The sequence below is a fragment of the Kluyvera genomosp. 3 genome, from assembly GCF_011765685.1.
Lineage (GTDB): Bacteria > Pseudomonadota > Gammaproteobacteria > Enterobacterales > Enterobacteriaceae > Kluyvera > Kluyvera georgiana_A.
In genome coordinates this window covers 3,617,541-3,641,316 of the sequence record NZ_CP050321.1, presented here as the reverse complement: position 1 = coordinate 3,641,316, position 23,776 = coordinate 3,617,541, and the positions used below count along the sequence as shown (strand labels likewise).

Sequence of the window (23,776 nt, the reverse complement as noted above, 5' to 3'; positions counted from 1 at the left end):
AGGGCAGCGTTTAACATGGCGTGCCGATCAGCGCGTGCCATGCCCGGACCCGATGGTCTGTGGAAGGGGCTTCAGCATGACGATGCTGTGGCCCTTTTTTATGGAATCAGGTTTCTGAATGTATTCAATTGAAATAATTTATTTCAATAATGGGTAATAAAAAAGCCGCTGTCGAAAGAGAGCGGCTTTTTTGTGTCAGGCAATGACCTTACTTCACTTCAAGGCCCTTAGCTTGAAGATCCGCATGGTAGGATGAACGCACGAACGGGCCGCATGCCGCGTGGGTAAAGCCCATCGCCAGCGCTTCGGCTTTCATTTCTTCAAACTCGTCCGGGCTAACGTAGCGCTGCACCGGCAGGTGGTGACGGCTTGGCTGCAGGTACTGGCCCAGTGTCAGCATCGTGACGCCGTGGCGGCGCAGATCGCGCATGACTTCGATGATTTCAGCGTTGGTTTCACCGAGGCCGACCATCAGGCCGGATTTGGTTGGGATATCCGGGTGCGCTTCTTTAAAACGTTCCAGTAACTTCAGGGACCAGTTGTAATCTGCGCCTGGACGAACCTGACGGTAAATACGCGGCACGTTTTCCAGGTTGTGGTTAAACACGTCGGGTGGCGTCTCGGTCAGGATCTCTAAGGCGCGGTCCATACGGCCACGGAAGTCGGGCACCAGCGTTTCAATCTTAATGCTTGGGCTTTTCTCACGAATGGCCGAGATGCAGTCGGCGAAGTGCTGAGCACCGCCGTCGCGCAGATCGTCACGATCCACGGAGGTGATCACGACATATCGCAACGCCATATCGGCAATGGTCTGCGCCAGCTTCTGCGGTTCATTGGCATCAGGCGCAACCGGGCGACCGTGGGCCACGTCGCAGAATGGGCAGCGACGGGTACAAATAGCACCGAGGATCATAAAGGTGGCGGTACCGTGGTTGAAGCATTCCGCCAGGTTCGGGCAGGAGGCTTCTTCACACACGGAGTGCAGACCATTCTTGCGCATGGCCGCTTTGATACCCTGGATACGGGAAGAGTCTGCCGGAAGTTTAATTTTCATCCATTCCGGTTTTCGCAGCAGCGCTTCGCGCTCTGTTGCCACGTTTTTAACCGGGATAAGGGCCATTTTATCGGCGTCGCGGTACTTAACACCGCGTTCCATCACAATGGGTTTACTCATAGCGTACGTGTTCCAGTTCCGAGTATCGAGGGAAAGCGTTTCAATTCAAGGGAATGTTGTATTTATCAACTATTTTTGAATTAATGACACGCAGTATACCATTGAAACGGGGTTTAAAGCAGCCTGCCTGGCCGGCAAATTGTAAAATAGTTGTTGAATAATGCTTTTTTGCCGGCAAGGCGAAGTAGGGGGCAAGTGAATCAGAACGCTTGCTGGATAACGTTGATAATGTTTTGCATGACCGGGTCCCGCAGACTGAGTTTGTTGTAATGCAATGAAAAGTCGACGTGTTCCTGCTGTAGCGGGGCAAAGTCCAACGTGCACAGCGGCCAGCACTGCTTAAAGATGTGGTAGAAGCGTAGCGGCATAATGCCAATCAGGTCGCTTGAGGCGATCAGTGACGCGATAGTGAACAGGTTGTAACTGCTTACGCTAACCTGGCGATCGGGGAGCATGTCGCGAATGCGCTTATACTGATCGTTTTGCCCCGCACCATCCATCGTCAGCAGCGTATGTTCATACTGCATTAGGGTATCAACCGATGTCTCTTCGTTAAGCGCCGGGTGGTTATGGCGACAGACCAGCACCAGTTTATCGCTAAATAGCGCATGACGGCCCAGCGTGCGCGGGTTGTTATGCTCATGGTTGTCAATGACCAAATCCGTCTGGAACTGGCTGAGCTGCGTGTTGGCATCGGTCACGGCGACGTTGCGCAGCAGTACCTGTGGGTAGGTTTGTTTTACCACCTGATAGATAACCGGCATCACGATAGCGCCAACGGATGCCGCCGTACCGATAGTGATAACTCGCTGCTTGTCATAGCTGCCGTCGAGATCCAGCGCGCCCAGTATCGACTCCAGACCCTGGCTGATGTATTCATGCAGGTGTGTTGCGTAGGCCGTTGGCGTGACGCCCTGTCCTTTGCGAATGAACAACGGGTCGGGAAACAGGAGACGAAGTTTCTGGATGGATTGGCTAATGGCCGATGGCGTGAGATTCAGGATTTTCGCCGCATTGACGATGCCTTTATGCACATAGACTGCTTCAAATATGGTCAATAAGTTAAGGTCTATATTACGCAGGGTGCGAAAGATTTGTGGCGTATCATTATCGGCATTCATATTTATTTTATTTTCAGGCTTATTGTTATAATCCACACTGCTCACTCCATATTCATTCACTCCATGAATGATAGTTGATGATTTCATTATTATTATGATTGGTGAGTCCATCTTACTGCAAGATGGAAATGGAAATTTTCTTTATGGGTCAATGTATTAATGATTCTAATGCTTTATTAAGTGTATATCGTTGTTGTGATTTTGCAAAAAAATGAGAACCAGTCTTCATTTTCAGAACATGAATCGCTGAAAGAAGAGAGAAACTTGACGGCATTATAAAAGGCGTGCAATGGAGAGAGTTAACGACCCAATGCAATATTGGGTCGCGATGTATAATATATTAAGCAGAGATATATTCGTGCGGAGGATTGTTTAGCAACGCTAAAAAATGTCTGACAAGCGTTGGGGATATATTTTCCGGTTTCGCTTCACTCACCCATTGTGAAACCTGGGTCATCTCCATACCGGCATAGCCACAAGGGTTAATGCGCAGGAAAGGGGATAAGTCCATAGCGATATTCAGCGCCAGTCCATGGAAAGAGCAGCCTTTACGGATTCGCAGCCCCAGCGAGCAGATCTTTTTCTCGCCCACATAGACGCCCGGCGCATCGGCGCGCGGATGTGCCTCAATACCCAGCTCAGCTAACGTGTTGACGACGGTTTGCTCCAGCAGCGTTACCAGTTCGCGTACGCCCAGCTTGCGGCGCTTCAGGTTCAGCAGAACGTACATCACCTGCTGGCCCGGCCCGTGGTAGGTTACCTGGCCGCCGCGATCGCTTTGGATGACCGGAATGTCGCCGGGCACCAGCACATGTTCAGCTTTACCCGCCTGACCCTGCGTGAAAACTGGCTGATGCTCAACCAGCCAAATCTCGTCCAGCGTGGATTCATCGCGGTTGTCGGTGAAGTCGTGCATCGCCTGAGAAATGGGTTCGTAAGGCTGTAGGCCCAGTTGACGGATGAGGAGAGTATTAAAATCCAAAACAGCGTCTCCGCAGAGGGGAAATGATGGACGCAGAGTATATCACAGGGAGGAGGGGAGAAGCGTTACCCGGCAGTGCCGGGTAACGGAGATGCGATTACAGCACCATACGGACAATTTCAATATTGCCCAGCTCTTCGTACAGCGTCTCAACCTGCTCAATGTGGGTAGCATTGATGGTAATGGACACCGAGTGGTAATTGCCTTTGCTGCTCGGTTTTATCTGCGGAGAGTAGTCACCTGGCGCATGGCGCTGTACCACTTCAACCACCAGGTCAACCAGCTCTGGTTTCGCCAGACCCATTACTTTGTAAGTAAACGGTGTAGGAAATTCAAGCAGTTCGTTCAGTTTGGTTTTCATGTCAGCTCCAGTGTTAAAAAAGAATAACTCCCGCATGGTTAGCGGGAGTTATTTTAGCTATGCATAGTATATGGGGATGGAAATCACACTTTCAAGTGGGTGATTTTTAACCAAACCAGTGATGGAACATTAATTTAATGTAATCAATGATTTTGCCAAAGAAGTTGCCTTCAGGAATTTCCTGCAGCACTACCAGCGGACGCTGGTCGATGATTTTGCCGTCGAGCTGGAAATTGATGGTTCCAACAACTTGGTTTTTCTGCAGCGGCGCGTGCAGCTCGCTGGTGGTCAGCACATAGCTTGCCTTGAGGTCTTTCATACGGCCACGCGGGATGGTCAGGTAGACGTCTTTGTCTACGCCTAACGAGGCGCGGTCAGTATCACCAAACCAGGCAGGTTCAGAGGCGAACTCTTTACCGGCTTTAATCGGGTTCACCGTTTCGAAGAAGCGGAAGCCCCAGGTCAGCAGCTTCTTGCTCTCGGTTTCACGACCTTTGAAGGTACGGCCGCCCATTACGGCGGAGACAAGGCGCATCTGGCCTTCGGTTGCGGAAGCCACCAGGTTGTAGCCCGCTTTATCGGTGTGGCCGGTTTTGATACCGTCAACATTCAGGCTGTTGTCCCACAGCAGACCATTACGGTTCAACTGACGGATGCCGTTAAAGGTGAACTCTTTTTCTTTATAGATGGTGTATTCGTTCGGCACGTCGCGGATCAGCGCCTGGCCAATCATCGCCATATCGCGTGCGGAACTGTACTGACCATCAGCATCCAGGCCATGTACGGTCTGGAAGTGGGTGTTTTTCAGGCCAAGCGCGTTGACGTAGCTGTTCATCAGGCCAACGAAAGCGTCCTGGCTGCCGGCGACGTAGTCGGCCATCGCCACGCAGGCATCGTTACCCGACTGCAGGTTAATCCCGCGGATCAGCTGCGAAACCGGGACCTGCATGCCTGGCTTAAGGAACATCAGGGAAGAGCCCTTGAAGACCGGATTACCGGTAGCCCAGGCATCGTTGCCGATAGTGACCAGATCGGACTCTTTAAATTTGCCTGCTTTCATGGCCTGGCCGATGACGTAGCTGGTCATCATTTTGGTCAGGCTCGCCGGATCGCGTCGGGAGTCAGCGTTCTGCTCGGCCAGAACCTTGCCAGAGTTGTAATCAATAAGAATGTAGGATTCGGCGTCAATCTGCGGAACGCCGGGAATCATAGTTTTGATGTTCAGGTCATCGGCGTGGGCAGCGGAGGTCAGTGCTGCGACGGAAAGCGCCGGAAGGAGTAAGCGAGCGAAAAAAGAGGTCTTCATGGTCAGAACAACGACATCCGTGATGGAGTTAAAAAAGTGCCTTACTATAGCAAATGCCCCGCGGGCAGGCATCCGACATCGTATATGACTTTGTTAATGACTTTTACATATACGAAGATTCGGACACCGCTGAGTGCTCTAGTTGGCGTGTGTAATAAACGATTGCAGCTGTGCTTCATTCTGCAAACGCCCTTGTAAGGTGCTGGCTTCGCTTTTGCTGGCGAATGGACCGAGCTGAATACGCCAGACCGCGCCATTTTGCGTTACGCGGCCAGGAACGGAGAACTGCTGGCTCAGACGCTGCTGATACTGCTGCGCGCGAGCCTGGTCGCTGACGGCGCCAACCTGAACCACATAATCACCAGCCGCGGCCGCAGCGGGTGCAGCAACCGCCGCAGTCGCGGCAGGCGCTGTGCTGGCAGGCGCGGTGACCGGTGCCGTCACCGGAGCGGCCGTTGCCGCTGGCGCAGATTCTTCGAGTACGCCGTTATTCAACGGGGTAGGTGCGCCGAGGAAGCCGCTGCTTTTTACCGGTGCGCCTTCGCCGCTGTCGGCGGAGGTCAGCGTATCGTTGCTAATGGCGCGTACGTCGCCTTGCGGCGCCGCGGCTTGTGGCGCGGAAGAGACGCTGCCCATCCCGCCACTCAGGTCAGGGCGGCTCGGCAGCGCGTAGGTCTGTTTTGCCACGGTGGTACAGGCCATACCGGGGCCGGAAAGTGAACCATCCTGGGCGACGATAATCGGATCGATGCGAACTTTGGTATTGTTGGAGGTGTTCAGGCGATCGGCCGCCGCGCGGGAGAGCGAAATGACGCGATCGTTGCCATACGGCCCGCGATCGTTAATGCGCACGACGATCATCCGGCCATTAGCCAGGTTAGTAATACGCGCATAGCTCGGCACCGGCAGCGTGGGGTGCGCGGCGGTAAGCTGGGTCGGATCAAAGGTTTCGCCGATGGCCGTCAGATTGCTACCCGGCTCGGCATCATAGATGGCGGCCAGACCAGACTGGCTAAAGTTAGCCGGATCCTGGACGATTTTGTATTTCTTGCCGTCGCGTTCGTAATCCTGATTCGCTGTCGCGTTCAGAGGTTCAAAGCGTGGATCGGCCCCGCTGATTTCCACCGTAGGACCATTACATACCGCAGGTTGTGGCGCGGAGACGGTTTGTTGCTGAACATCATCACTCGAACAAGCCGCAAGCAGCCCTGCCGCTATGCAGATCCCAAGCCATTGCTTACGCATTGAGCACCCCTTAGACGCTTTTTGACAACATTTTCCTGTGGGTGTGTATCGACATTACGATACCAAACCCGGCCATCAGTACGATCAGGGCCGAACCCCCGTAGCTGACCAGCGGTAGCGGTACGCCAACCACCGGCAAGATGCCACTTACCATACCAATATTTACGAAGACATAAACGAATAAAATCAGCATCAAACCACCGGCCATCACCCGGCCAAAGGTCGTTTGCGCCTGGGCGGCAATCCACAGGCCGCGCATTATCAGCAGCACGTACAGTGCCAGCAAAATCAGAATACCGATAAGCCCAAGTTCTTCGGCCAGTACCGCGAAGATAAAGTCGGTATGGCGTTCTGGCAGGAATTCCAACTGCGACTGTGTCCCGTGGAGCCAGCCTTTACCGCGCAGACCGCCGGAGCCGATGGCGATTTTGGACTGAATAATATGGTAGCCCGCGCCCAGTGGGTCTGATTCCGGATCCATCAGCATCATCACACGCTGTCGCTGATAGTCATGCATCAGGAAGAACCAGAGTATCGGGATAAAGCAAGCGACCAGCACTACAGCGACCAGAATCAAACGCCAGCTCAAGCCGGCGAGGAACAGGACGAACAGGCCGGAGAGGGCGACCAGAATTGAGGTGCCAAGGTCCGGCTGCGCGGCAACCAGCAGCGTCGGCATGAAAATCAGCACCAGCGCGATACCGGTGTTTTTCAGCGTTGGCGGGCAGACGTCGCGGTTAATAAAGCGCGCGACCATCAACGGCACGGCGATTTTGGCAATTTCGGACGGCTGGAAACGCACAACACCGAGATCCAGCCAGCGCTGCGCACCTTTAGAGATGGCACCGAAGGCGTCAACCGCCACCAGCAGAATAATACAGATAATATACAGCCAGGGGGCCCAGCCTTCGTAGACGCGCGGCGGGATCTGTGCCATCACCACCATGATGACCAGGCCCATGGCGATCTGGCCGATTTTACGCTCCGTCATCCCCATATCCTGGCCGCTGGCGCTCCAGATAACCAGCGCGCTGTAGGTCAGCAACGCCAGCAAAATCAGCAGCATGGCGGGGTCGATATGGATTTTATCCCAGAACGATTTTTTGTTCGGATTATCCGTCATGATTATTGGTCCTCCGACGCGGCCGCAGCAGGGTTCTCGGTCGGTAATTCGGTGTTGTTGTCGCCCAGCATGATGTGGTCAAGAATCTGACGCATGATGGTACCGACAGCCGGGCCTGCGCCGCCGTTCTCCAGAATAATCGCCACGGCGACCTGTGGATCGTTATACGGCGCAAAAGCGGTCATTAATTTGTGGTCACGCAGACGCTCCGCAATACGGTGGGCGTTGTACGTTTCGTTCGCCTTCAAGCCAAAGACCTGCGCGGTACCTGACTTGGCAGCAATCTTATACGGCGCGCTGGCAAAATATTTATGCGCGGTGCCGTTGCCTCGGTTGGCAACGCCGAACATCCCGTCTTTGGCAATTTCCCAGTAGCCGGAGTGGATGTCGCCAATCGGGGGTTCCTGAGGCTGTGTCCACGGTACTTTCTTGCCTTCTTCGACGGTGCTGGCCAGCAGATGAGGCGTTTTGATGATGCCATCGTTAATCAGAATCATCAGCGCTTTGCTCATCTGGATAGGTGTCGCTGTCCAGTAACCCTGGCCGATCCCTACCGGAATGGTATCACCCTGATACCAGGGCTTTTTAAAACGTTTGAGCTTCCATTCGCGGGTTGGCATGTTGCCGGAGCGCTCTTCCGCAAGGTCGATACCGGTATAATCCCCGTAGCCAAACTTGCTCATCCACTCCGACAGACGGTCAATACCCATATCATAGGCGACCTGGTAGAAGAAGGTATCCGCGGACTCTTCCAGCGCCTTGGTGACGTTCAGGTGACCGTGGCCCCATTTCTTCCAGTCACGATAGCGTTTTTCTGAGCCAGGTAACTGCCACCACCCTGGGTCAAACAGGCTGGTGTTGCGGTTAATCACGCCCGCACTCATGGCGGAGACCGCGACATACGGTTTCACCGTGGAAGCCGGAGGGTAAACCCCCTGAGTGGCGCGGTTAACCAGCGGCGTGTTCGGATCGTTTAACAGGCCGCTGTAGTCTTTGCTGGAGATACCGTCAACGAACAGGTTAGGATCGTAGCTTGGCATTGAGACCAGCGCCAGAATGCTGCCGTTGCGCGGGTCAGTCACCACCACGGCGGCGCGGCTGCCGGCGAGCAGGGTTTCGATATACTGCTGCAGCTTGAGGTCGAGCGTCAGGTAGATGTCGTGCCCGGCCTGCGGCGGCACTTCTTTCAACTGACGAATAACGCGGCCACGGTTGTTGACTTCCACCTCTTCATAGCCGGTTTGCCCGTGGAGAATATCTTCGTAATAACGCTCAATACCCAGTTTACCGATATCGTGGGTCGCGGCGTAGTTGGCCAGCTTGCCGTCTTTATCCAGGCGGTCGACATCTTTATCGTTAATTTTTGAGACGTAGCCGATGACGTGCGTCAAGGCGGAACCATACGGATAAAAGCGGCGCTTATAGCCCTTTACCTCAACGCCGGGGAAACGGTACTGGTTGACGGCAAAGCGCGCCACCTGCACTTCCGTGAGGTTGGTTTTGAGTGGGATGGAGGTAAAGCGATGCGAACGGGCGCGCTCTTTTTTAAAGGCGGCGATATCGTCATCGCTCAGGTCGACGACGTCGCGCAGACCATCGATAGTCTGCTGAACGCTATCGACTTTTTCCGGCATGATTTCCAGCTGGTAGATGGTGCGGTTCAGCGCCAGCGGGGTGCCGTTGCGATCGTAAATAATGCCGCGGCTTGGCGCGATGGGCACCAGCTTAATGCGGTTTTCGTTAGAACGCGTCTGATAGTCGGTGAAGCGAACGATCTGTAAATTATAGAGGTTGGCAATCAGCACGCCGGTAAGCAGCAAAATTCCCAAAAAAGCGACCACCGCCCGGCGCACAAAGAGCGCGGACTCTGCCGTATAGTCGCGAAAAGAATTCTGTAGTTTCATTCGCTGCTTAATCTACCTGGGTCTCATTATTCGCGGTGGTAAGGGTGGTTGGTGGTAATGCTCCACGCTCGATAGAGGCTTTCGGCCACCAGCACGCGCACAAGCGGGTGAGGGAGCGTTAATGTGGAGAGCGACCAACTTTGTTCTGCTGCGGCCTTGCATGCCGGAGAAAGCCCTTCCGGGCCGCCGATTAACAGGCTGACATCACGACCGTCACCCTTCCAGCGTTCCAGTTCACGCGCAAGCTGCGGCGTATCCCAGGGTTTGCCGGGGATATCCAGCGTGACGATGCGGTTTTTTCCTGCGGCGGCGAGCATCATCTCGCCTTCTTTATCCAGAATACGCTTGATGTCCGCATTTTTACCGCGCTTGCCGGCGGGTATTTCCACCAGTTCGAACGGCATATCTTTCGGAAAACGGCGAAGGTATTCGGTAAAACCGGTTTGTACCCAATCCGGCATTTTGGTGCCGACGGCGACCAACTGCAGCTTCACAACTTAACCCCAGAGCTTTTCCAGTTCATACAGGCGACGGCTTTCTTCCTGCATGACGTGGACAATGACATCGCCTAAATCAACGACAATCCAGTCGGCAACGCTTTCGCCTTCAACGCCCAGCGGCAGCAGGCCGGCAGCGCGGGACTCCTGAACCACATGATCGGCGATAGACATAACGTGACGGCTGGAAGTACCGGTGCAGATAACCATGCAATCGGTGATGCTGGACTTACCCTGAACATCGATGGTGACGATATCCTGACCTTTTAAATCATCAATTTTGTCGATTACAAAATCCTGGAGTGCTTTACCCTGCAAGTTTTCCCCCTGGGGTGTGAAGATAAACGATATAAAACAGCCTGACAGTATACCCGAACTGAAAATATTGTCGGGACAATAAATCACCAAACGGCCTTTCAGGCGGGGTATCATCCCATTCCTTTATGCCGATTGCATCGCCATTTTTGTAAAACAATCTCTGTCCACAAATGCTGGAGGGGGATGATTCAGGCTGCGGAGAATAACAGTCTAATAATTAGTGTCAATGGGTTGGCCCTGCCCGGAGGCAGAAATCGGTTTTATTACTCATCGGGTCGCCAAATCGCTCGGCTGTTGAGCACCCTGAGCGTGGTAAATTCTGGCGTAAAATCAATGACGCTCCACGCGCCGTGGTCGATGCGGAAATGCCACATACTGGCAGTCGGCATTCCCAATAGACGCGCCGTTAACAGACTCAGGACACCCTGATGGCTGACGATCAGTAAATTTTGATATGGGTAGTGCGCCAGTTCGCTCGCGAAGTCTGCCACACGCCGGGAAAAGTCGGGAAAACCTTCGCCGTTGGTCGGCACGGCGTGCTGCCAATCAGCGCACCAGGCTGCGTAATTCTCTTTGTCTTCAACCTGCAGGTCACGGTGGTGACGCATTTCCCAGTCACCGAAAAACATTTCGTTGAGCAGCGGGTTTGCGGTAAGCGGAATGTTACGTTCGCCCAGTAACAGCCGCGCAGTATGCCGTGTGCGTTCAAGTCCGCTACACAGCGCATGATCGAAGGGAACCTGACGCAGCATCTCACCAAGGCGCTGCGCCTGCTGTTGCCCTTTGGCAGTGAGTGGCGTTGGCGCGTGGCCGCTGTACAGGCCAGCCACATTGGCTTCAGTTTCGCCGTGGCGAACTAACCAGAGCTTCATGCCGCTTCCTCTATGCGCCGTGGTGATACAACCCCTGTTGCATGATGTAGTTGAGCACCGCTTCGGGCATCATTTCATCGCAGGGTTCATTATTTTCCAGCCGTTCGCGAATCAGCGTGGCGGAGACGTCGAACCAGGGCGTTTCCGCCAGGTAGATTTTCCCCGCCGGCTGGTTGTGCAGCTCTTCAATATTACTGGTGAGGTGCTTGTCCAGCCAGTACTGATGCTCTTCGTGCTGCATGGTCAGCGGGTAACCCGGGCGACGGGTCACCAGCAGATGGGCGTTGTCGAGGATTGTTTCGTAGCGATGCCAGCTTGGGAAAGTGAGCAGCGAATCCTGGCCGATAATGAAGGCCAGGGGCTGATCCGGTCCCTGTTCCGCTCGCCACTCCTGGAGCGTATCCGCCGTAAAGGAAGGCGTATCGCGGCGCAGCTCGCGCTCGTCGAGCACAAAAAGCGGCTTATCGGCGATAGCCAGCTCAACCATCAGTTTGCGCTGTTCGCTGGTGGCTTCAGGCTGCGGACGATGTGGGGGTACGTTATTGGGCATAATGATGACCCTGGACAGACCAATCTGGTTGGCCAGGATCTCGACCGGCTTCAGGTGACCGTAATGGATGGGATCGAATGTCCCGCCGAAAAGCGCCTGTAGTTTTGCCATATCATCCATCGATAAATACGTCGGCTAGCGCTTTATGACAAAGCAATAGCGACAAACTTTCCAGTTCAGCCCAGATGGACTGACCATAATCCTGTTTTAAAGTGAGCTCGGCGCGGCTGAGCAGGGTGACGGCCTGACGCAGCTGTGAACCGCTCAGACGGTTAACCGCCTCACCGACGATCGCCCGACGGTTTTGCCAGACCCGGTGTTTATCAAATAACGAACGCAGCGACGTGTGTGCGCTCTGACGCTTTAACGTCACCAGCAGCAGCAGTTCGCGCTGTACCGTGCGTAGTAGGATCACCGGCTCGCTGCCTTCAAGACGCAGTTGCTGCAGGATATGCAGCGCGCGTTTACTCTTGCCGGCCAGCAGCGCATCAACCCAGTGGAACGGCGTAAAGTGTGCGGCATCATTGACCGCCTGCTCTACGCGCGGCAGCGTGAGTTTCCCGTCCGGCCACAGCAGCGACAGGCGCTCGAGCGCTTGCGAAAGCGCCAGCAGGTTGCCTTCATAGCAGTAGCACAGCAGTTGACTGGCGGGTTCATCCAACAGGAGGTTGTTCTGTTTGGCACGGTTGGCCAACCAGCGGGGCAGTTGGGCGGGTTCCGGCGTCTGGCAGCTAATCTGCACCGCGCGGTTCGCCAGCGCCTGGATCCAGGCGGCATTCTCCTGCGATTTGGTCAGCTTGTTGCCACGAACGATCAGCAATAGATCGCCATGAAGCAAACTCACCAGCGTGGCTAGCTGTTCATTGATGGCGGCGTTCGGGCCATTTTCCGGTAGCAGCAGGAGCAGGGTTTGACGACTGGCAAACAGACTCATCGCCTGGCATAGAGAGAAGATCTCGTTCCAGTCGGTGCTGGCATCCAGCGTCACGGTATGGTGCTCAATAAAACCCTCGCTCACGGCGGCATGCCGGATCGCATCCTGGCTTTCCTGAAGGAAAAGAGGGTCATTACCGAGCAGGAGATACGCCGCGCGCAGCCCTTCAGAGAGCTGCGCGCGGAGTTGTTCTGGGTACAACCGAATCATCAGTTACCCAGAGTGGTAGAGACGCGAGAGCCGTTATCGGATGCGGAAGCCGCAGCCTCTTTGCTCTCTTTTACATCAGCGATGTGCACGCTTGGCAGCTTACGGATTAGCTGTTCGGCGGCTTTCTGGTACATTTCCTGAACGATCATGCTCTGTTCGTTGTCTTTTGCCAGCGCCTGCTGTGGGTTGTCAAAGAACGAACGATAGACCTTGGTGGAAATCGGGAAGATATCCTGACCCGGGAGCAGCACCGTAGCGTTGACCGTCATGACCATCTGGTATTCTGCCGTTTGACCGTTCTGGAACACAGACGCCGTGTCCTGGGAGAGGCTAACCGCGCCCAGACGCAGCGACGGTACGTCCTGACGAAGCGTGCTCTGATCAAGCAGCGTAATACCATTGCTTCTTAGTTGATCGCGCACAGCACGACTCAGCGGACCGTTAGGATCGCCGGACTGAAGGATCAATGTTTTCATTTCGTCCGGCACCTGCGTGGTACTACGCAGGTGCCAGCCGCATCCGGCGGTGACCAGCACCGCCAAAGATAACAACAACGTTGTCAGATATCGCACGCTTCCTCCCGCGCTTAGCCTACGACCAGGTTCAGCAGTTTGCCCGGTACGTAGATGACTTTACGTACGGTTACACCCTCAAGGTATTTCGCGACCAGGTGTTCCTGGCCTGCGCGTTCACGCACCTGTTCTTCGGTCGCATCGACCGCAACGGTGATTTTCCCGCGCACTTTACCGTTAACCTGCACAACGACCAGCGTGGTGTTTTCCACCATCGCTTTCTCGTCGGCCACCGGCCACGGCGCATTGTCGATATCGCCTTCGCCACCCAGTTCCTGCCACAGGGTGAAGCACACGTGTGGGGTGAACGGGTTAAGCATACGCACGACGGCCAGCAGCGCTTCCTGAAGCAGTGCGCGGTCCTGTTCGTCTTCCTGCGGCGCTTTCGCCAGTTTGTTCATCAGCTCCATGATCGCCGCAATCGCGGTGTTGAAGGTCTGACGGCGGCCGATATCATCGGTCACTTTAGCAATGGTTTTGTGGACGTCACGACGCAGCGCCTGCTGATCTTCGCTCAGCGCATCAACGTTCAGTGCCGCTACCGGGCCGCGAGCGGTATGCTCGTAAACCAGTTTCCACACACGTTTCAGGAAGCGGTTTGCCCCTTCAACGCCGGATTCCTGCCATTCCAGGGTCATATCCGCTGGAGAAGCAAACATCATGAACAGACGTACGGTATCGGCACCATAGCGCTCAACCATCACCTGCGGATCGATACCGTTATTTTTGGACTTAGACATTTTGCTCATGCCGGTGTACACCAGCTCATGGCCTGCCGCGTCCTTCGCTTTCACGATACGACCTTTTTCGTCGCGCTCAACGATAGCATCAACCGGAGATACCCAGTTACGTTCGCCATTGGCACCAACGTAGTAGAACGCATCAGCCAGCACCATGCCCTGACACAGCAGCTGTTTAGCCGGTTCGTCAGAGTTGACCATGCCTGCGTCGCGCATCAGCTTGTGGAAGAAGCGGAAGTAGAGCAGGTGCATGATGGCGTGTTCGATACCGCCAATGTAAATATCCACCGGCAGCCAGTAGTTTGCGGCTTCTGGATCCAGCATGCCTTCGTTGTACTGCGGGCAGGTGTAGCGCGCGTAGTACCAGGAAGATTCCATAAAGGTATCGAAGGTGTCGGTTTCGCGCAGCGCAGGCATACCGTTAACGGTAGTTTTCGCCCACTCAGGGTCGGCCTTAATTGGGCTGGTGATACCGTCCATGACCACGTCTTCCGGCAGGATTACCGGCAGTTGATCTTCCGGCGTCGGCATCACAGTGCCGTCTTCCAGCGTCACCATCGGGATCGGTGCGCCCCAGTAACGCTGACGGGAAACGCCCCAGTCACGCAGACGGTAGTTCACTTTACGCTCGCCAACGCCTTTCGCGGCCAGCTTATCGGCAATGGCGTTGAAGCCCGCTTCAAAGTCCAGACCGTCGAATTCGCCGGAGTTAAACAACACACCTTTCTCGGTCAGCGCCTGCTCGGAGAGATCCGGTTCTGAGCCATCAGCGGCCAGGATAACCGGCTTGATGGTCAGGCCGTATTTGGTGGCGAATTCGTAATCGCGCTGGTCGTGACCCGGAACGGCCATAACCGCGCCGGTGCCGTACTCCATCAGCACGAAGTTAGCCGCCCATACCGGGATTTCTTCGCCAGTCAGCGGGTGAACCGCTTTAAAGCCGGTGTCGACGCCTTTTTTCTCCATGGTCGCCATATCGGCTTCGGCCACTTTGGTATTACGGCATTCGTCGATGAAAGCAGCCAGCTCTGGGTTATTCTCGGCCGCTTTCTGCGCCAGCGGGTGACCTGCAGCCACCGCCAGGTAAGTCGCACCCATAAAGGTGTCTGGACGGGTGGTGTAAACGGTCAGCGTATTGTCATAACCGGTCACGTCGAAGGTAATTTCTACGCCTTCAGAGCGGCCGATCCAGTTACGCTGCATCGTTTTTACGGTGTCAGGCCAGTGATCCAGGTTGTCCAGATCGTTCAGCAGTTCGTCAGCGTAGGCGGTGATTTTGATAAACCACTGCGGGATCTCTTTACGCTCAACTTTGGTGTCGCAGCGCCAGCAGCAGCCGTCGATAACCTGTTCGTTCGCCAGTACGGTCTGGTCGTTCGGGCACCAGTTGACCGCAGAAGTTTTCTTGTACACTAGGCCTTTTTTATACAGCTCGGTGAAGAACTTCTGTTCCCAGCGGTAGTATTCCGGCGTACAGGTCGCCAGCTCGCGACTCCAGTCATAGCCGAAGCCCAGCATTTTGAGCTGGTTCTTCATGTACGCGATGTTGTCGTAAGTCCACGGAGCAGGCGCGGTATTGTTTTTTACCGCCGCACCTTCAGCAGGTAGGCCGAACGCATCCCAGCCGATTGGCTGCAGTACGTTTTTGCCCAGCATGCGCTGGTAGCGAGCAATAACGTCGCCGATGGTGTAGTTACGGACGTGGCCCATGTGTAGTCGACCAGAAGGATAGGGAAGCATCGACAGGCAGTAATACTTCTCTTTGCTCTCGTCTTCGGTAACTTCAAATGTGCGCTTCTCATCCCAGTGAAGCTGGACTTTCGATTCTATCTCTTCCGGGCGGTATTGCTCTTGCATGGCAGCCAGTGATCCTGTTTTCAATACAGCTACAAATGTAGCCAATAGATGTGGTATTTCAGATCCGCATAGCATAGCCCAAACGTGCACGTCAAAACAGCCTTTCGCACGTTAAGGCGGTGAAAAGCCGCGCGGGTAATTTCTGAACTCTGTGGCGAAGCTGGCAAAGCGATCCACAAATAACGGCTATTATTATAAGAGGTTAACTGGCTGGGAGAGGAAATGATGAACAAGGTTGCTCAAATTTACCGTGAACTGGTCGCCACGCTGACCGAACGTTTGCGTAACGGCGAACGCGATATCGACGCGCTGGTGGCTCAGGCACGGGCGAAAGTCGCGCAAACCAGCGAGTTAACGCGCAGCGAAATTGACGAGCTGCTGCGCGCCGTGCGTCGCGATCTTGAAGAGTTTGCGATGAGCTACGGCGAAAGCCAGGAAGACGACTCCGATAGCGTCTTCCTGCGGGTGATTAAAGAGAGTATCTGGCAGGAACTGGCGGATATTACCGATAAGACACAGCTGGAATGGCGCGAGGTATTCCAGGATTTGAATCACCACGGCGTGTATCACAGCGGCGAAGTGGTGGGATTGGGAAATCTGGTTTGCGAGAAGTGCCATTATCACCTCGCCGTATACACGCCGGATGTGCTGCCGCGCTGCCCGAAGTGCGGCCACGATCAGTTCCAGCGCAGGCCGTTCGAGCCGTAATCAAGCATGCCGGATGGCGACGCTATGCGTCTTATCCGGCCGACAAGAATAGGTCATCGTCAGCCGGATAAGCGTGAGCGCCATCCGGCGTTTTTGTTGCGTCAGGCGTAGAACGCCAAACGCTCCGCCAGCAGATCAACGAACGCCCCACGGTCTACATCCACCATCACCGTCGCATTCGGCTTATTCCCCGTCAGGAAATAATAATCCACTACCGTCATCCCTTGGGTGTATTTCCCCTGTGTTTCTACGCCAACCCAACACTCAACGCTGGTGAAAATCTCGGGCTTCAGCAGCCAGGCGATGGTGCACGGATCGTGCAGCGGCGCGCCGACAAATCCCCATTTTTCGTCTTTGTGGTACTCCATAAAGAAGTCCAGCAGCTCGGCGACGATGGTGGAAATGGGGTTGCCAATGGCGCGAAAGCGTTCGATATCGGTGGCGTGAATCTGTGCCTTATGGGTGACGTCCAGCCCGGCCATCACCACCGGAATGCCTGACTGGAAGACGATTTCCGCCGCTTCCGGGTCGACGAAAATGTTGAACTCGGCAGCGGGCGTCCAGTTGCCGAGCGTCATGGCGCCGCCCATGATCACGATGCGGGCGATTTTTGTATGCAGTTCCGGGTGGCTATTCAGCAGCAGCGCCACGTTGGTCTGTGGGCCAGTGGAGACGATGGTGACCGGCTGTGCGCTCTCGCGCAGGGTTTTTGCCATCAGCTCAACGGCAGTGCCGCTTTGCGGGGCGAATGACGGCTCGGGCAGCGCTGGGCCGTCAAGACCGCTTTCGCCGTGAACGTTATCGGCGATAATCAGTTCGCGCATGAGCGGTTTCACCGCGCCGCCAGCCACCGGGATATCCGGGCGCTTCAGCAGCGTCAGCATACGCAGGACGTTGCGCAGAGTCTTGTCCGGCGTCTGGTTACCCGCGGAAGAGGTGATAGCTTTGACTTCAAGCTCAGGAGACGCCAGAGCGAGGACGATTGCAATCGCGTCATCATGACCCGGATCGCAATCAAGAATAATCGGCAGTGCCATAGCAGTTCCTTGTTCGCGTTATTTTGTGACAAGGGTAATGCTTGCTAGTGGAATGAACGAGAGGGGATGCGTTAAAGCGTGATGGAGCGCGCACTCTGCCGAGTGCGCGCCGGGAAGATTAGTGCAGGATTTTGGCGAGGAAGTCTTTGGCACGCTCCGACTTAGGATTGGCGAAGAACGCTTCTTTTTCAGCATCTTCGACGATTTTGCCTTCGTCCATAAAGATAACCCGGTTCGCCACTTTACGGGCAAAGCCCATTTCGTGGGTCACCACCATCATGGTCATCCCTTCGTTCGCCAGCTCGACCATCACGTCCAGTACCTCGTTGATCATTTCCGGATCGAGCGCCGACGTTGGTTCGTCAAACAGCATCGCCACCGGATCCATGCACAGCGCACGAGCGATCGCCACGCGCTGCTGCTGGCCGCCGGAGAGCTGCGCCGGGAACTTGTTGGCATGCGCAGACAGGCCAACGCGCTCCAGCAGCTTCAGACCTTTATCGCGGGCTGCGGCTTTATCGCGCTTGAGCACTTTGACCTGCGCCAGCGTCAGGTTCTCGATAATCGACAGGTGCGGGAACAGTTCGAAATGCTGGAACACCATGCCGACGTGCGAACGCAGCTGTGCCAAATCCGTTTTCTTGTCGTTCACCTTCGTGCCGTTGACCAGGATTTCGCCCTGTTGCACCGGTTCCAGGCCGTTAACGGTTTTAATCAGGGTGGATTTACCGGAGCCGGACGGCCCGCATACCACCACCACTTCGCCTTTTTTCACTTCCGTGGAGCAGTCGGTCAGCACCTGAAAGTGACCATACCATTTAGAGACATTTTTCAGGGTAATCATTATACGGTCCTTTTCTTCAAGTAGCTGACCAGCAGCGAAGCGCTAAGGCTAATCACAAAATAGACAAAACCTGCGAACAGAATCATTTCGACCTGGGTACCATCACGCTCACCAATGGTTGAGGCGGTACGGAAGAAGTCTGCGAGGCTCAGAACGTACACCAGCGAGGTATCCTGGAACAGGACGATCCCCTGGGTCAGCAGCAGCGGCACCATGGCGCGGAAGGCCTGCGGCAGAATGATGAGCTTCATCGACTGCCAGTGGGTCATCCCCAACGCCAGCGCGGCGCTGGACTGGCCGCGGGAAATACTCTGGATACCGGCACGGATAATCTCAGAGTAATAGGCGGCTTCAAACATGGAGAAGGCCACCATCGCTGAGATCAGGCGAATATCGCTTTTCGGCGACAGCCCTAACACGTTTTGCAGGAACCCGGGCACAATCAGATAGAACCACAGCAGCACCATCACCAGCGGGACGGAGCGGAAAACGTTAACGTAAGCCTTGGCGAACCAGGCAATCGGCTTGAACGCGGACAGGCGCATCACCGCCAGCAGCGTGCCCCAGACAATCCCCACCACCACTGCGGTGACGGTAATTTTGAGGGTGATAACCAGACCTGCCAGCAGGTAAGGCATCGATGGAATAATTGAACTCCAGTCAAACTCGTACATTATTTACCCCCCAGGTTGCCCGGCAGGCGGATTTTGCGTTCCACCAGCGCCATCACCAGCATAATCACGGCGTTAATGAAAACGTAAGCGAGGGTAATTGCCGTAAAGGATTCCCAGGCGTGCGCGGAGTAATCGAGCAGCTTGCCCGCTTGCGCTGCCATATCGACCAGACCAATGGTTGACGCGATGGCCGAGTTTTTCACCAGGTTCATCATTTCGGAGGTCATCGGCGGTACGATCACGCGATAGGCGTTCGGTAACAGCACGTAACGGTAGGTTTGCGGCAGGGTCAGGCCCATCGCCAGACCGGCGTTTTTCTGTCCGCGCGGCAGCGACTGAATAGCGGCTCGCACTTGTTCGCAGACGCGCGCGGCGGTGAACAGACCCAGACAGATCATCGACGAGAGGAAGAACTGGATGTTGGGATCGAGTTCGGATTTAAACCACATGCCGAGATTTTCCGGCAGCAATTCCGGCACCACGAGATACCAGGTAAAGAACTGCACGATCAGCGGCACGTTACGGAACAGTTCGACGTAGCAGGTACCGATAGCCGATAAGAATCGGTTCGGTACGGTACGCAGAATCCCGAACAGTGAGCCGACGAAGAACGCGATAATCCATGCGGTAATGGACAGCGCGACGGTGACCTGGAAACCACTCCAGAGCCAGCCGAGATAGGTGGTGTTGCCAAATGGGGCCTGTTGTAAAAAGATTCCCCAGTTCCAGTCTATTGACATAATGAACTCCAGAAAAAAAAGGGTAGCAGTTCGACCTGCTACCCTCGAAGATTGTTGAACAGCGTTTTGCGGTATTCAGGCCAGGTGGGGAACGACCACCTGACATATAGTCTGTCCGTGCTGAACCACAATCGAGAGGGCAGATTCTTCCGCCCCGTATTTTTTATTAGTTAAGTGCTTTGTCGTTAGGCGTTTTGAACAGCGCTTTCATCTCGTCTGAGAGTTCAAAGTTCATGTTCAGGTTTTTCGGTGGAATCGGGTTTTTAAACCATTTTTCAAACCATTTGGTGGCTTCGCCGGAGGTTTGCGCCTGAGCGATGGTATCGTCCATCAGCTTTTTAAACTCAGGGTCGTCTTTACGCAGCATACAGCCGTAGGCTTCCTGGGACTGCGGCTTGCCGACAATTTCCCAGTTATCCGGCTTCTTGGCTTTTGCACGTTCGCCAGCCAGCAGCGCGTCATCCATCATAAAGGCCACTGCGCGGCCGCTTTCCAGGGTACGGAAAGAGTCGCCGTGATCTTTGGCGCTGATGATGCGCATATTCATTTTCTGTTCGTCATTCAGCTTGTGCAGCAGAATCTCGGAGGTGGTACCGGAGGTGACGACAACGGCTTTGTCTTTCAGATCCGGGAAGTCTTTAATCGGGCCGCCTTTTTTCACCAGCAAGCGGGTGCCGACGACGAAGATGGTGTCAGAGAAAGCGGCCTGTTTCTGGCGCTCAAGGTTGTTAGTGGTGGAGCCGCATTCGAAATCGAAGGTACCGTTTTGCAGCAGTGGAATACGGTTCTGCGAGGTGATCGGAATCAATTTTACCTGCAGGTCCGGTTTGTTGAGCTTTTTCTTCACGGCATCAACGATGGCGTTGGAGTAGTCCTGAGAGTAACCGACCACTTTCTGCTGGTTGTCATAATAGGAGAATGGCACGGATGATTCGCGGTGACCGACGACAATCACGCCGTTTTTAGCGATTTTGGCGAGCGTTCCGCCCGCGGCTGGTGCCGTATCTTCCGCATGCGCCAGGCCGGCAGACATCCCCAGAACCAGCATTGCTGTGGCAAGCTTACGTAATTGCATATCCAACTCCTTCATCCTCTGCGACGTTGCCGCATTGAACCCATTGTGAATGTTGTGTTGTTATCACTGCGTCTTTAGCGTGCAGCGTTATCTGTGTTTGTTAGCATTTAGTTTGGCTTAATGTAAAGATTTTGCTGCTTTATTGTTTATTTTTGCGAAGCGTGCCGCACCGCTTTGAGGCAAAAATCGCAGTTTGCACAATAATGGTGCTACCGATGCTGTGTTGTGGTGCAACTTAGTTGCGCCGGTAGGGAATGTGCAGCCTCTTGATTATATTAAGCAATTGGCGTGCCAGAATGAGGTTTTGGTAGCGGGGAGAGGTTGTTGGCCTGATAAGCGTAGCGCCATCAGGCTCGGTGCGATACAACAGCCGGATGGCGGCGTACCGCCTTATCCGGCCTACATTCGATAGTACAATGTTTTATTTGCGGCGTTGACGCAGGCTCATCACCAGCGCGCCAAAGCCGAACAGTACGGTAATCACCCACACCGTCCAGTCACCGGTTCGCGCGTACGGCGTCAGGCCGGTGGTCGGCGTGACTTTGGTGGTCAGCACCTGGCGGGTAAACTGCGGGATCATCGCCTGAATTTCACCGCGCGGGCCAATGACGGCGGTAATGCCGTTGTTGGTGCTGCGCAGCAGCGGGCGCGCCAGCTCGAGCGCACGCATGCGGGCCATCTGGAAGTGCTGCCACGGGCCGATGGACTTACCAAACCACGCATCGTTAGAGATGGTTAGCAGGAAGTTAGTGTCCGGGCGGAAGTTGTCGCGCACCTGCTGGCCGAGAATAATTTCGTAGCAGATCGCGGCGGTGAGCTTCAGATTATGCGCCTGCAGCTGCGGCTGAATGTACGGCCCACGGCTGAAGGATGACATTGGCAGGTCGAAGAACGGCGCCAGCGGACGCAGAATAGACTCCAGCGGCACAAACTCGCCAAACGGCACCAGATGGTTCTTGTTATAGCGGTTGCTGGATTCGTAGCTGTATGGGCTGTCTTTGCCCAGCGTGATAATGGTGTTGTAGGTGTCGTAACGGTTCTGCTTGTTGAGGCGCGAATCGACGATGCCCGTAATCAGCGTACTGTCTTTGGCGCGCAGGAGATCGTCCATCATGCTGAGGAAGCGCTGCTGGTTGATTTCCAGATCCGGAATCGCCGACTCCGGCCAGATAATCAGTTGCGATTTGCCCATCACCTGCTCGGTAGCGTCGAGGTAGACTTTTAGCGTATTCAGCAGCTGGTTTTCGTCCCACTTCAACGCCTGCGGAATGTCCCCCTGGACCAGCGAAACCTGAGTGGTTTTGTCGGTTTGCAGGGTGTACCACTGGATATAGCGCAGCGGGAAGGGCAGGGCAAAGAGCACCACGCCGACGACCAGCGGACGCCAGTTACGGGTGACCAGCGCCAGCACCAGCAGGCCGCTTACCATCATCAGCAGGAAGTTAATCGCCTCCACGCCCATCAGCGGCGCCAGCCCTTTCAGCGGCCCGTCAATCTGGCTATAGCCAAACTGCAGCCACGGGAAACCGGTCAGCACCCAGCCGCGCAGGAATTCGGTCAACTGCCAGACAACCGGCGCAGCAATCGCCACGCGCAGCCAGTTCGCTTTCGGCCACAGCCGCGACAGAACACCAGCAAACAGGCCGGTATACAGCGACAGATAAGCCGCCAGCAGCACCACGAGGAAGACGTTGACCGGGCCGGGCATGCCGCCAAACTGCGCGATACTGACATAAACCCAGTTGATACCGGAGCCAAACAGGCCAAAGCCCCAGAAATAACCAATGGCCGCCGCCTGCACCGGGCGACGGTTGAGTGTCAGCCCCTGCAGACCCATCAGCGAGATAATCGCCGCAGGCCAGATGTCATAAGGAGAAAAAGCCAGCGTACCGCTGGCTCCGAAAAGTAGCGCCAGCAGCAGGCGAATGCGCTGGCGTTCAAGCAATGAGGCAAATGCCATGGAGATTATTCGTCCAGTTTCGGTTGGGGGGAATCGTCCGGAATCTTAACATGAACCTGAATAATACGACGGCTGTCAGCCATCGCCACCTTAAACTGGTAACCATCAATGTCGATGGTTTCCCCACGCGCCGGCAGATGACCAAAGGCCTGCATCACCAGCCCGCCGATGGTATCGACCTCTTCATCGCTGAAGTGGGTGCTGAAGGCGTCGTTGAAGTCTTCGATAGAGGCCAGCGCGCGCACCGTCCAGGTGTGGCGGCTGAGCTGACGGAAGTCGATATCGTCCTCTTCGTCATACTCGTCTTCGATTTCGCCGACGATAAGCTCCAGAATATCTTCGATAGTCACCAGGCCCGAAACGCCGCCAAACTCATCGATAACGATGGCCATATGGTAGCGCTGGGAGCGGAATTCCTTGAGCATACGGTCAACCCGTTTGCTTTCCGGTACGACAACCGCGGTGCGTAACACTTTATCCATGCTGAAAGCTTCGGCATCGCTGCGCATAAACGGCAGCAGATCCTTGGCCATCAGAATCCCTTCAATGTGATCTTTGTCCTCGCTGATAACCGGGAAACGCGAGTGGGCGGACTCGATGATCACATCAAGACATTCGTCCAGTGTCTGGTTGCGTTTCAGGGTAATCATTTGGGAGCGCGGGATCATGATGTCGCGGACGCGTTGGTCGGCGATATCCATTACCCCTTCGAGCATGTCGCGCGTATCTTCATCGATAAGCTCGTTTTGCCCGGAATCACGGATCAGCGCCAGAAGATCGTCACGGTTTTTCGGTTCACCGTGGAAAAGCTGGCTGAGTAAGAGGGAGAAGAATCCCTTTTTGCTGTTTACTGTGTCACTACTGTGTGAATTGTCGTCGCTCATGGCGTCGTTTGGGTTCTCATGTTGATTAAACTGTCGCTCGTCGCGCGTAAATTCAGCGCCGGACGGCATGGAAAAACATTGGGCCGCA

Annotated in this window: 23 protein-coding genes and 1 pseudogene; 2 read left to right on the top strand and 22 right to left on the bottom strand. The window is 55.0% G+C overall.

Features of this window, described 5'->3' with window-relative positions:
* Positions 1–208 precede the first annotated feature (208 nt).
* From lipA to leuS, 15 genes are all read right to left on the bottom strand, one after another.
* Complete coding sequence (gene lipA, locus GY169_RS17095) at positions 209–1,174, bottom strand: lipoyl synthase (RefSeq protein ID WP_064548228.1); 966 nt, start codon at positions 1,172–1,174, stop codon at positions 209–211.
* 200 nt (positions 1,175–1,374) lie between these two features.
* Entirely contained in the window at positions 1,375–2,331 is a 957-nt protein-coding gene (locus GY169_RS17090) for a YbeF family transcriptional regulator (protein WP_223802166.1), read from the bottom strand.
* A gap of 304 nt (positions 2,332–2,635) precedes the next feature.
* A complete protein-coding gene (gene lipB / locus GY169_RS17085) occupies positions 2,636–3,277 on the bottom strand; it encodes a lipoyl(octanoyl) transferase LipB (RefSeq protein ID WP_065355505.1) in 642 nt (213 codons plus the stop codon).
* Positions 3,278–3,374: 97 nt separating this feature from the next.
* A complete protein-coding gene (gene ybeD / locus GY169_RS17080) occupies positions 3,375–3,638 on the bottom strand; it encodes a DUF493 family protein YbeD (protein ID WP_035894333.1) in 264 nt (87 codons plus the stop codon).
* 106 nt (positions 3,639–3,744) lie between these two features.
* Positions 3,745–4,944 carry a D-alanyl-D-alanine carboxypeptidase DacA gene (dacA, locus tag GY169_RS17075; protein WP_163446151.1) on the bottom strand — a complete coding sequence of 400 codons (1,200 nt, stop codon included), beginning with the start codon at positions 4,942–4,944 and terminating at the stop codon, positions 3,745–3,747.
* 138 nt (positions 4,945–5,082) lie between these two features.
* Positions 5,083–6,189, bottom strand: coding sequence for an endolytic peptidoglycan transglycosylase RlpA (gene rlpA / locus GY169_RS17070; RefSeq protein ID WP_163446150.1), 1,107 nt, complete (start codon positions 6,187–6,189; stop codon positions 5,083–5,085).
* 10 nt (positions 6,190–6,199) lie between these two features.
* Complete coding sequence (gene mrdB, locus GY169_RS17065) at positions 6,200–7,312, bottom strand: peptidoglycan glycosyltransferase MrdB (RefSeq protein ID WP_163446149.1); 1,113 nt, start codon at positions 7,310–7,312, stop codon at positions 6,200–6,202.
* A gap of 2 nt (positions 7,313–7,314) precedes the next feature.
* The gene (gene mrdA, locus GY169_RS17060) at positions 7,315–9,216 is read right to left on the bottom strand and encodes a peptidoglycan DD-transpeptidase MrdA (RefSeq protein WP_163446148.1); all 1,902 of its coding nucleotides are present in this window, start codon (positions 9,214–9,216) and stop codon (positions 7,315–7,317) included.
* Positions 9,217–9,242: 26 nt separating this feature from the next.
* A complete protein-coding gene (gene rlmH / locus GY169_RS17055; RefSeq protein ID WP_064548242.1) occupies positions 9,243–9,710 on the bottom strand; it encodes a 23S rRNA (pseudouridine(1915)-N(3))-methyltransferase RlmH in 468 nt (155 codons plus the stop codon).
* A gap of 3 nt (positions 9,711–9,713) precedes the next feature.
* Positions 9,714–10,031: a ribosome silencing factor gene (gene rsfS / locus GY169_RS17050; RefSeq protein ID WP_064548405.1), complete on the bottom strand. Its 318-nt coding sequence runs from the start codon at positions 10,029–10,031 to the stop codon at positions 9,714–9,716.
* A 263-nt stretch (positions 10,032–10,294) separates the two neighbouring features.
* Complete coding sequence (locus GY169_RS17045; protein ID WP_167576408.1) at positions 10,295–10,903, bottom strand: adenosylcobalamin/alpha-ribazole phosphatase; 609 nt, start codon at positions 10,901–10,903, stop codon at positions 10,295–10,297.
* A 10-nt stretch (positions 10,904–10,913) separates the two neighbouring features.
* Positions 10,914–11,573, bottom strand: coding sequence for a nicotinate-nucleotide adenylyltransferase (gene nadD, locus GY169_RS17040; protein WP_191091008.1), 660 nt, complete (start codon positions 11,571–11,573; stop codon positions 10,914–10,916).
* The gene (gene holA / locus GY169_RS17035) at positions 11,566–12,597 is read right to left on the bottom strand and encodes a DNA polymerase III subunit delta (RefSeq protein ID WP_167576407.1); all 1,032 of its coding nucleotides are present in this window, start codon (positions 12,595–12,597) and stop codon (positions 11,566–11,568) included. The genes nadD and holA overlap by 8 nt, the downstream gene beginning before the upstream one ends.
* On the bottom strand, positions 12,597–13,169 hold the full coding sequence (gene lptE, locus GY169_RS17030; RefSeq protein ID WP_163446144.1) for an LPS assembly lipoprotein LptE: 573 nt from the start codon (positions 13,167–13,169) through the stop codon (positions 12,597–12,599). The genes holA and lptE overlap by 1 nt, the downstream gene beginning before the upstream one ends.
* A gap of 14 nt (positions 13,170–13,183) precedes the next feature.
* Entirely contained in the window at positions 13,184–15,766 is a 2,583-nt protein-coding gene (leuS, locus tag GY169_RS17025) for a leucine--tRNA ligase (protein ID WP_167576406.1), read from the bottom strand.
* A gap of 225 nt (positions 15,767–15,991) precedes the next feature.
* On the opposite strand from leuS, the gene GY169_RS17020 reads away from it, so the two are divergent.
* Positions 15,992–16,474: a zinc ribbon-containing protein gene (locus tag GY169_RS17020; protein ID WP_163446142.1), complete on the top strand. Its 483-nt coding sequence runs from the start codon at positions 15,992–15,994 to the stop codon at positions 16,472–16,474.
* A gap of 101 nt (positions 16,475–16,575) precedes the next feature.
* Here the strand turns inward: GY169_RS17020 and rihA are convergent, their stop codons facing one another.
* A complete protein-coding gene (gene rihA, locus GY169_RS17015; protein WP_167576405.1) occupies positions 16,576–17,511 on the bottom strand; it encodes a pyrimidine-specific ribonucleoside hydrolase RihA in 936 nt (311 codons plus the stop codon).
* Between rihA and GY169_RS23640 the strand changes: the two are divergent.
* Positions 17,473–17,553: pseudogene (locus GY169_RS23640) on the top strand (hypothetical protein); the annotation flags it as partial. The gene rihA and the pseudogene GY169_RS23640 overlap by 39 nt on opposite strands.
* A 76-nt stretch (positions 17,554–17,629) precedes the next feature.
* Here the strand turns inward: GY169_RS23640 and GY169_RS17010 are convergent.
* The 6 genes from GY169_RS17010 to corC form a co-directional block, all read right to left on the bottom strand.
* Positions 17,630–18,355, bottom strand: coding sequence for an amino acid ABC transporter ATP-binding protein (locus GY169_RS17010; protein WP_163446140.1), 726 nt, complete (start codon positions 18,353–18,355; stop codon positions 17,630–17,632).
* A complete protein-coding gene (gltK, locus tag GY169_RS17005) occupies positions 18,355–19,029 on the bottom strand; it encodes a glutamate/aspartate ABC transporter permease GltK (protein WP_065355520.1) in 675 nt (224 codons plus the stop codon). Before gltK ends, GY169_RS17010 begins: the two co-directional genes overlap by 1 nt.
* Complete coding sequence (locus GY169_RS17000) at positions 19,029–19,769, bottom strand: amino acid ABC transporter permease (RefSeq protein WP_163446139.1); 741 nt, start codon at positions 19,767–19,769, stop codon at positions 19,029–19,031. The genes gltK and GY169_RS17000 overlap by 1 nt, the downstream gene beginning before the upstream one ends.
* A 166-nt stretch (positions 19,770–19,935) precedes the next feature.
* On the bottom strand, positions 19,936–20,844 hold the full coding sequence (locus tag GY169_RS16995; protein ID WP_167576404.1) for an amino acid ABC transporter substrate-binding protein: 909 nt from the start codon (positions 20,842–20,844) through the stop codon (positions 19,936–19,938).
* Between the two features lie 421 nt (positions 20,845–21,265).
* Complete coding sequence (gene lnt, locus GY169_RS16990) at positions 21,266–22,804, bottom strand: apolipoprotein N-acyltransferase (protein WP_163446138.1); 1,539 nt, start codon at positions 22,802–22,804, stop codon at positions 21,266–21,268.
* A gap of 5 nt (positions 22,805–22,809) precedes the next feature.
* The gene (gene corC / locus GY169_RS16985) at positions 22,810–23,688 is read right to left on the bottom strand and encodes a CNNM family magnesium/cobalt transport protein CorC (protein WP_064548409.1); all 879 of its coding nucleotides are present in this window, start codon (positions 23,686–23,688) and stop codon (positions 22,810–22,812) included.
* Between the last annotated feature and the right edge of the window lie 88 nt (positions 23,689–23,776).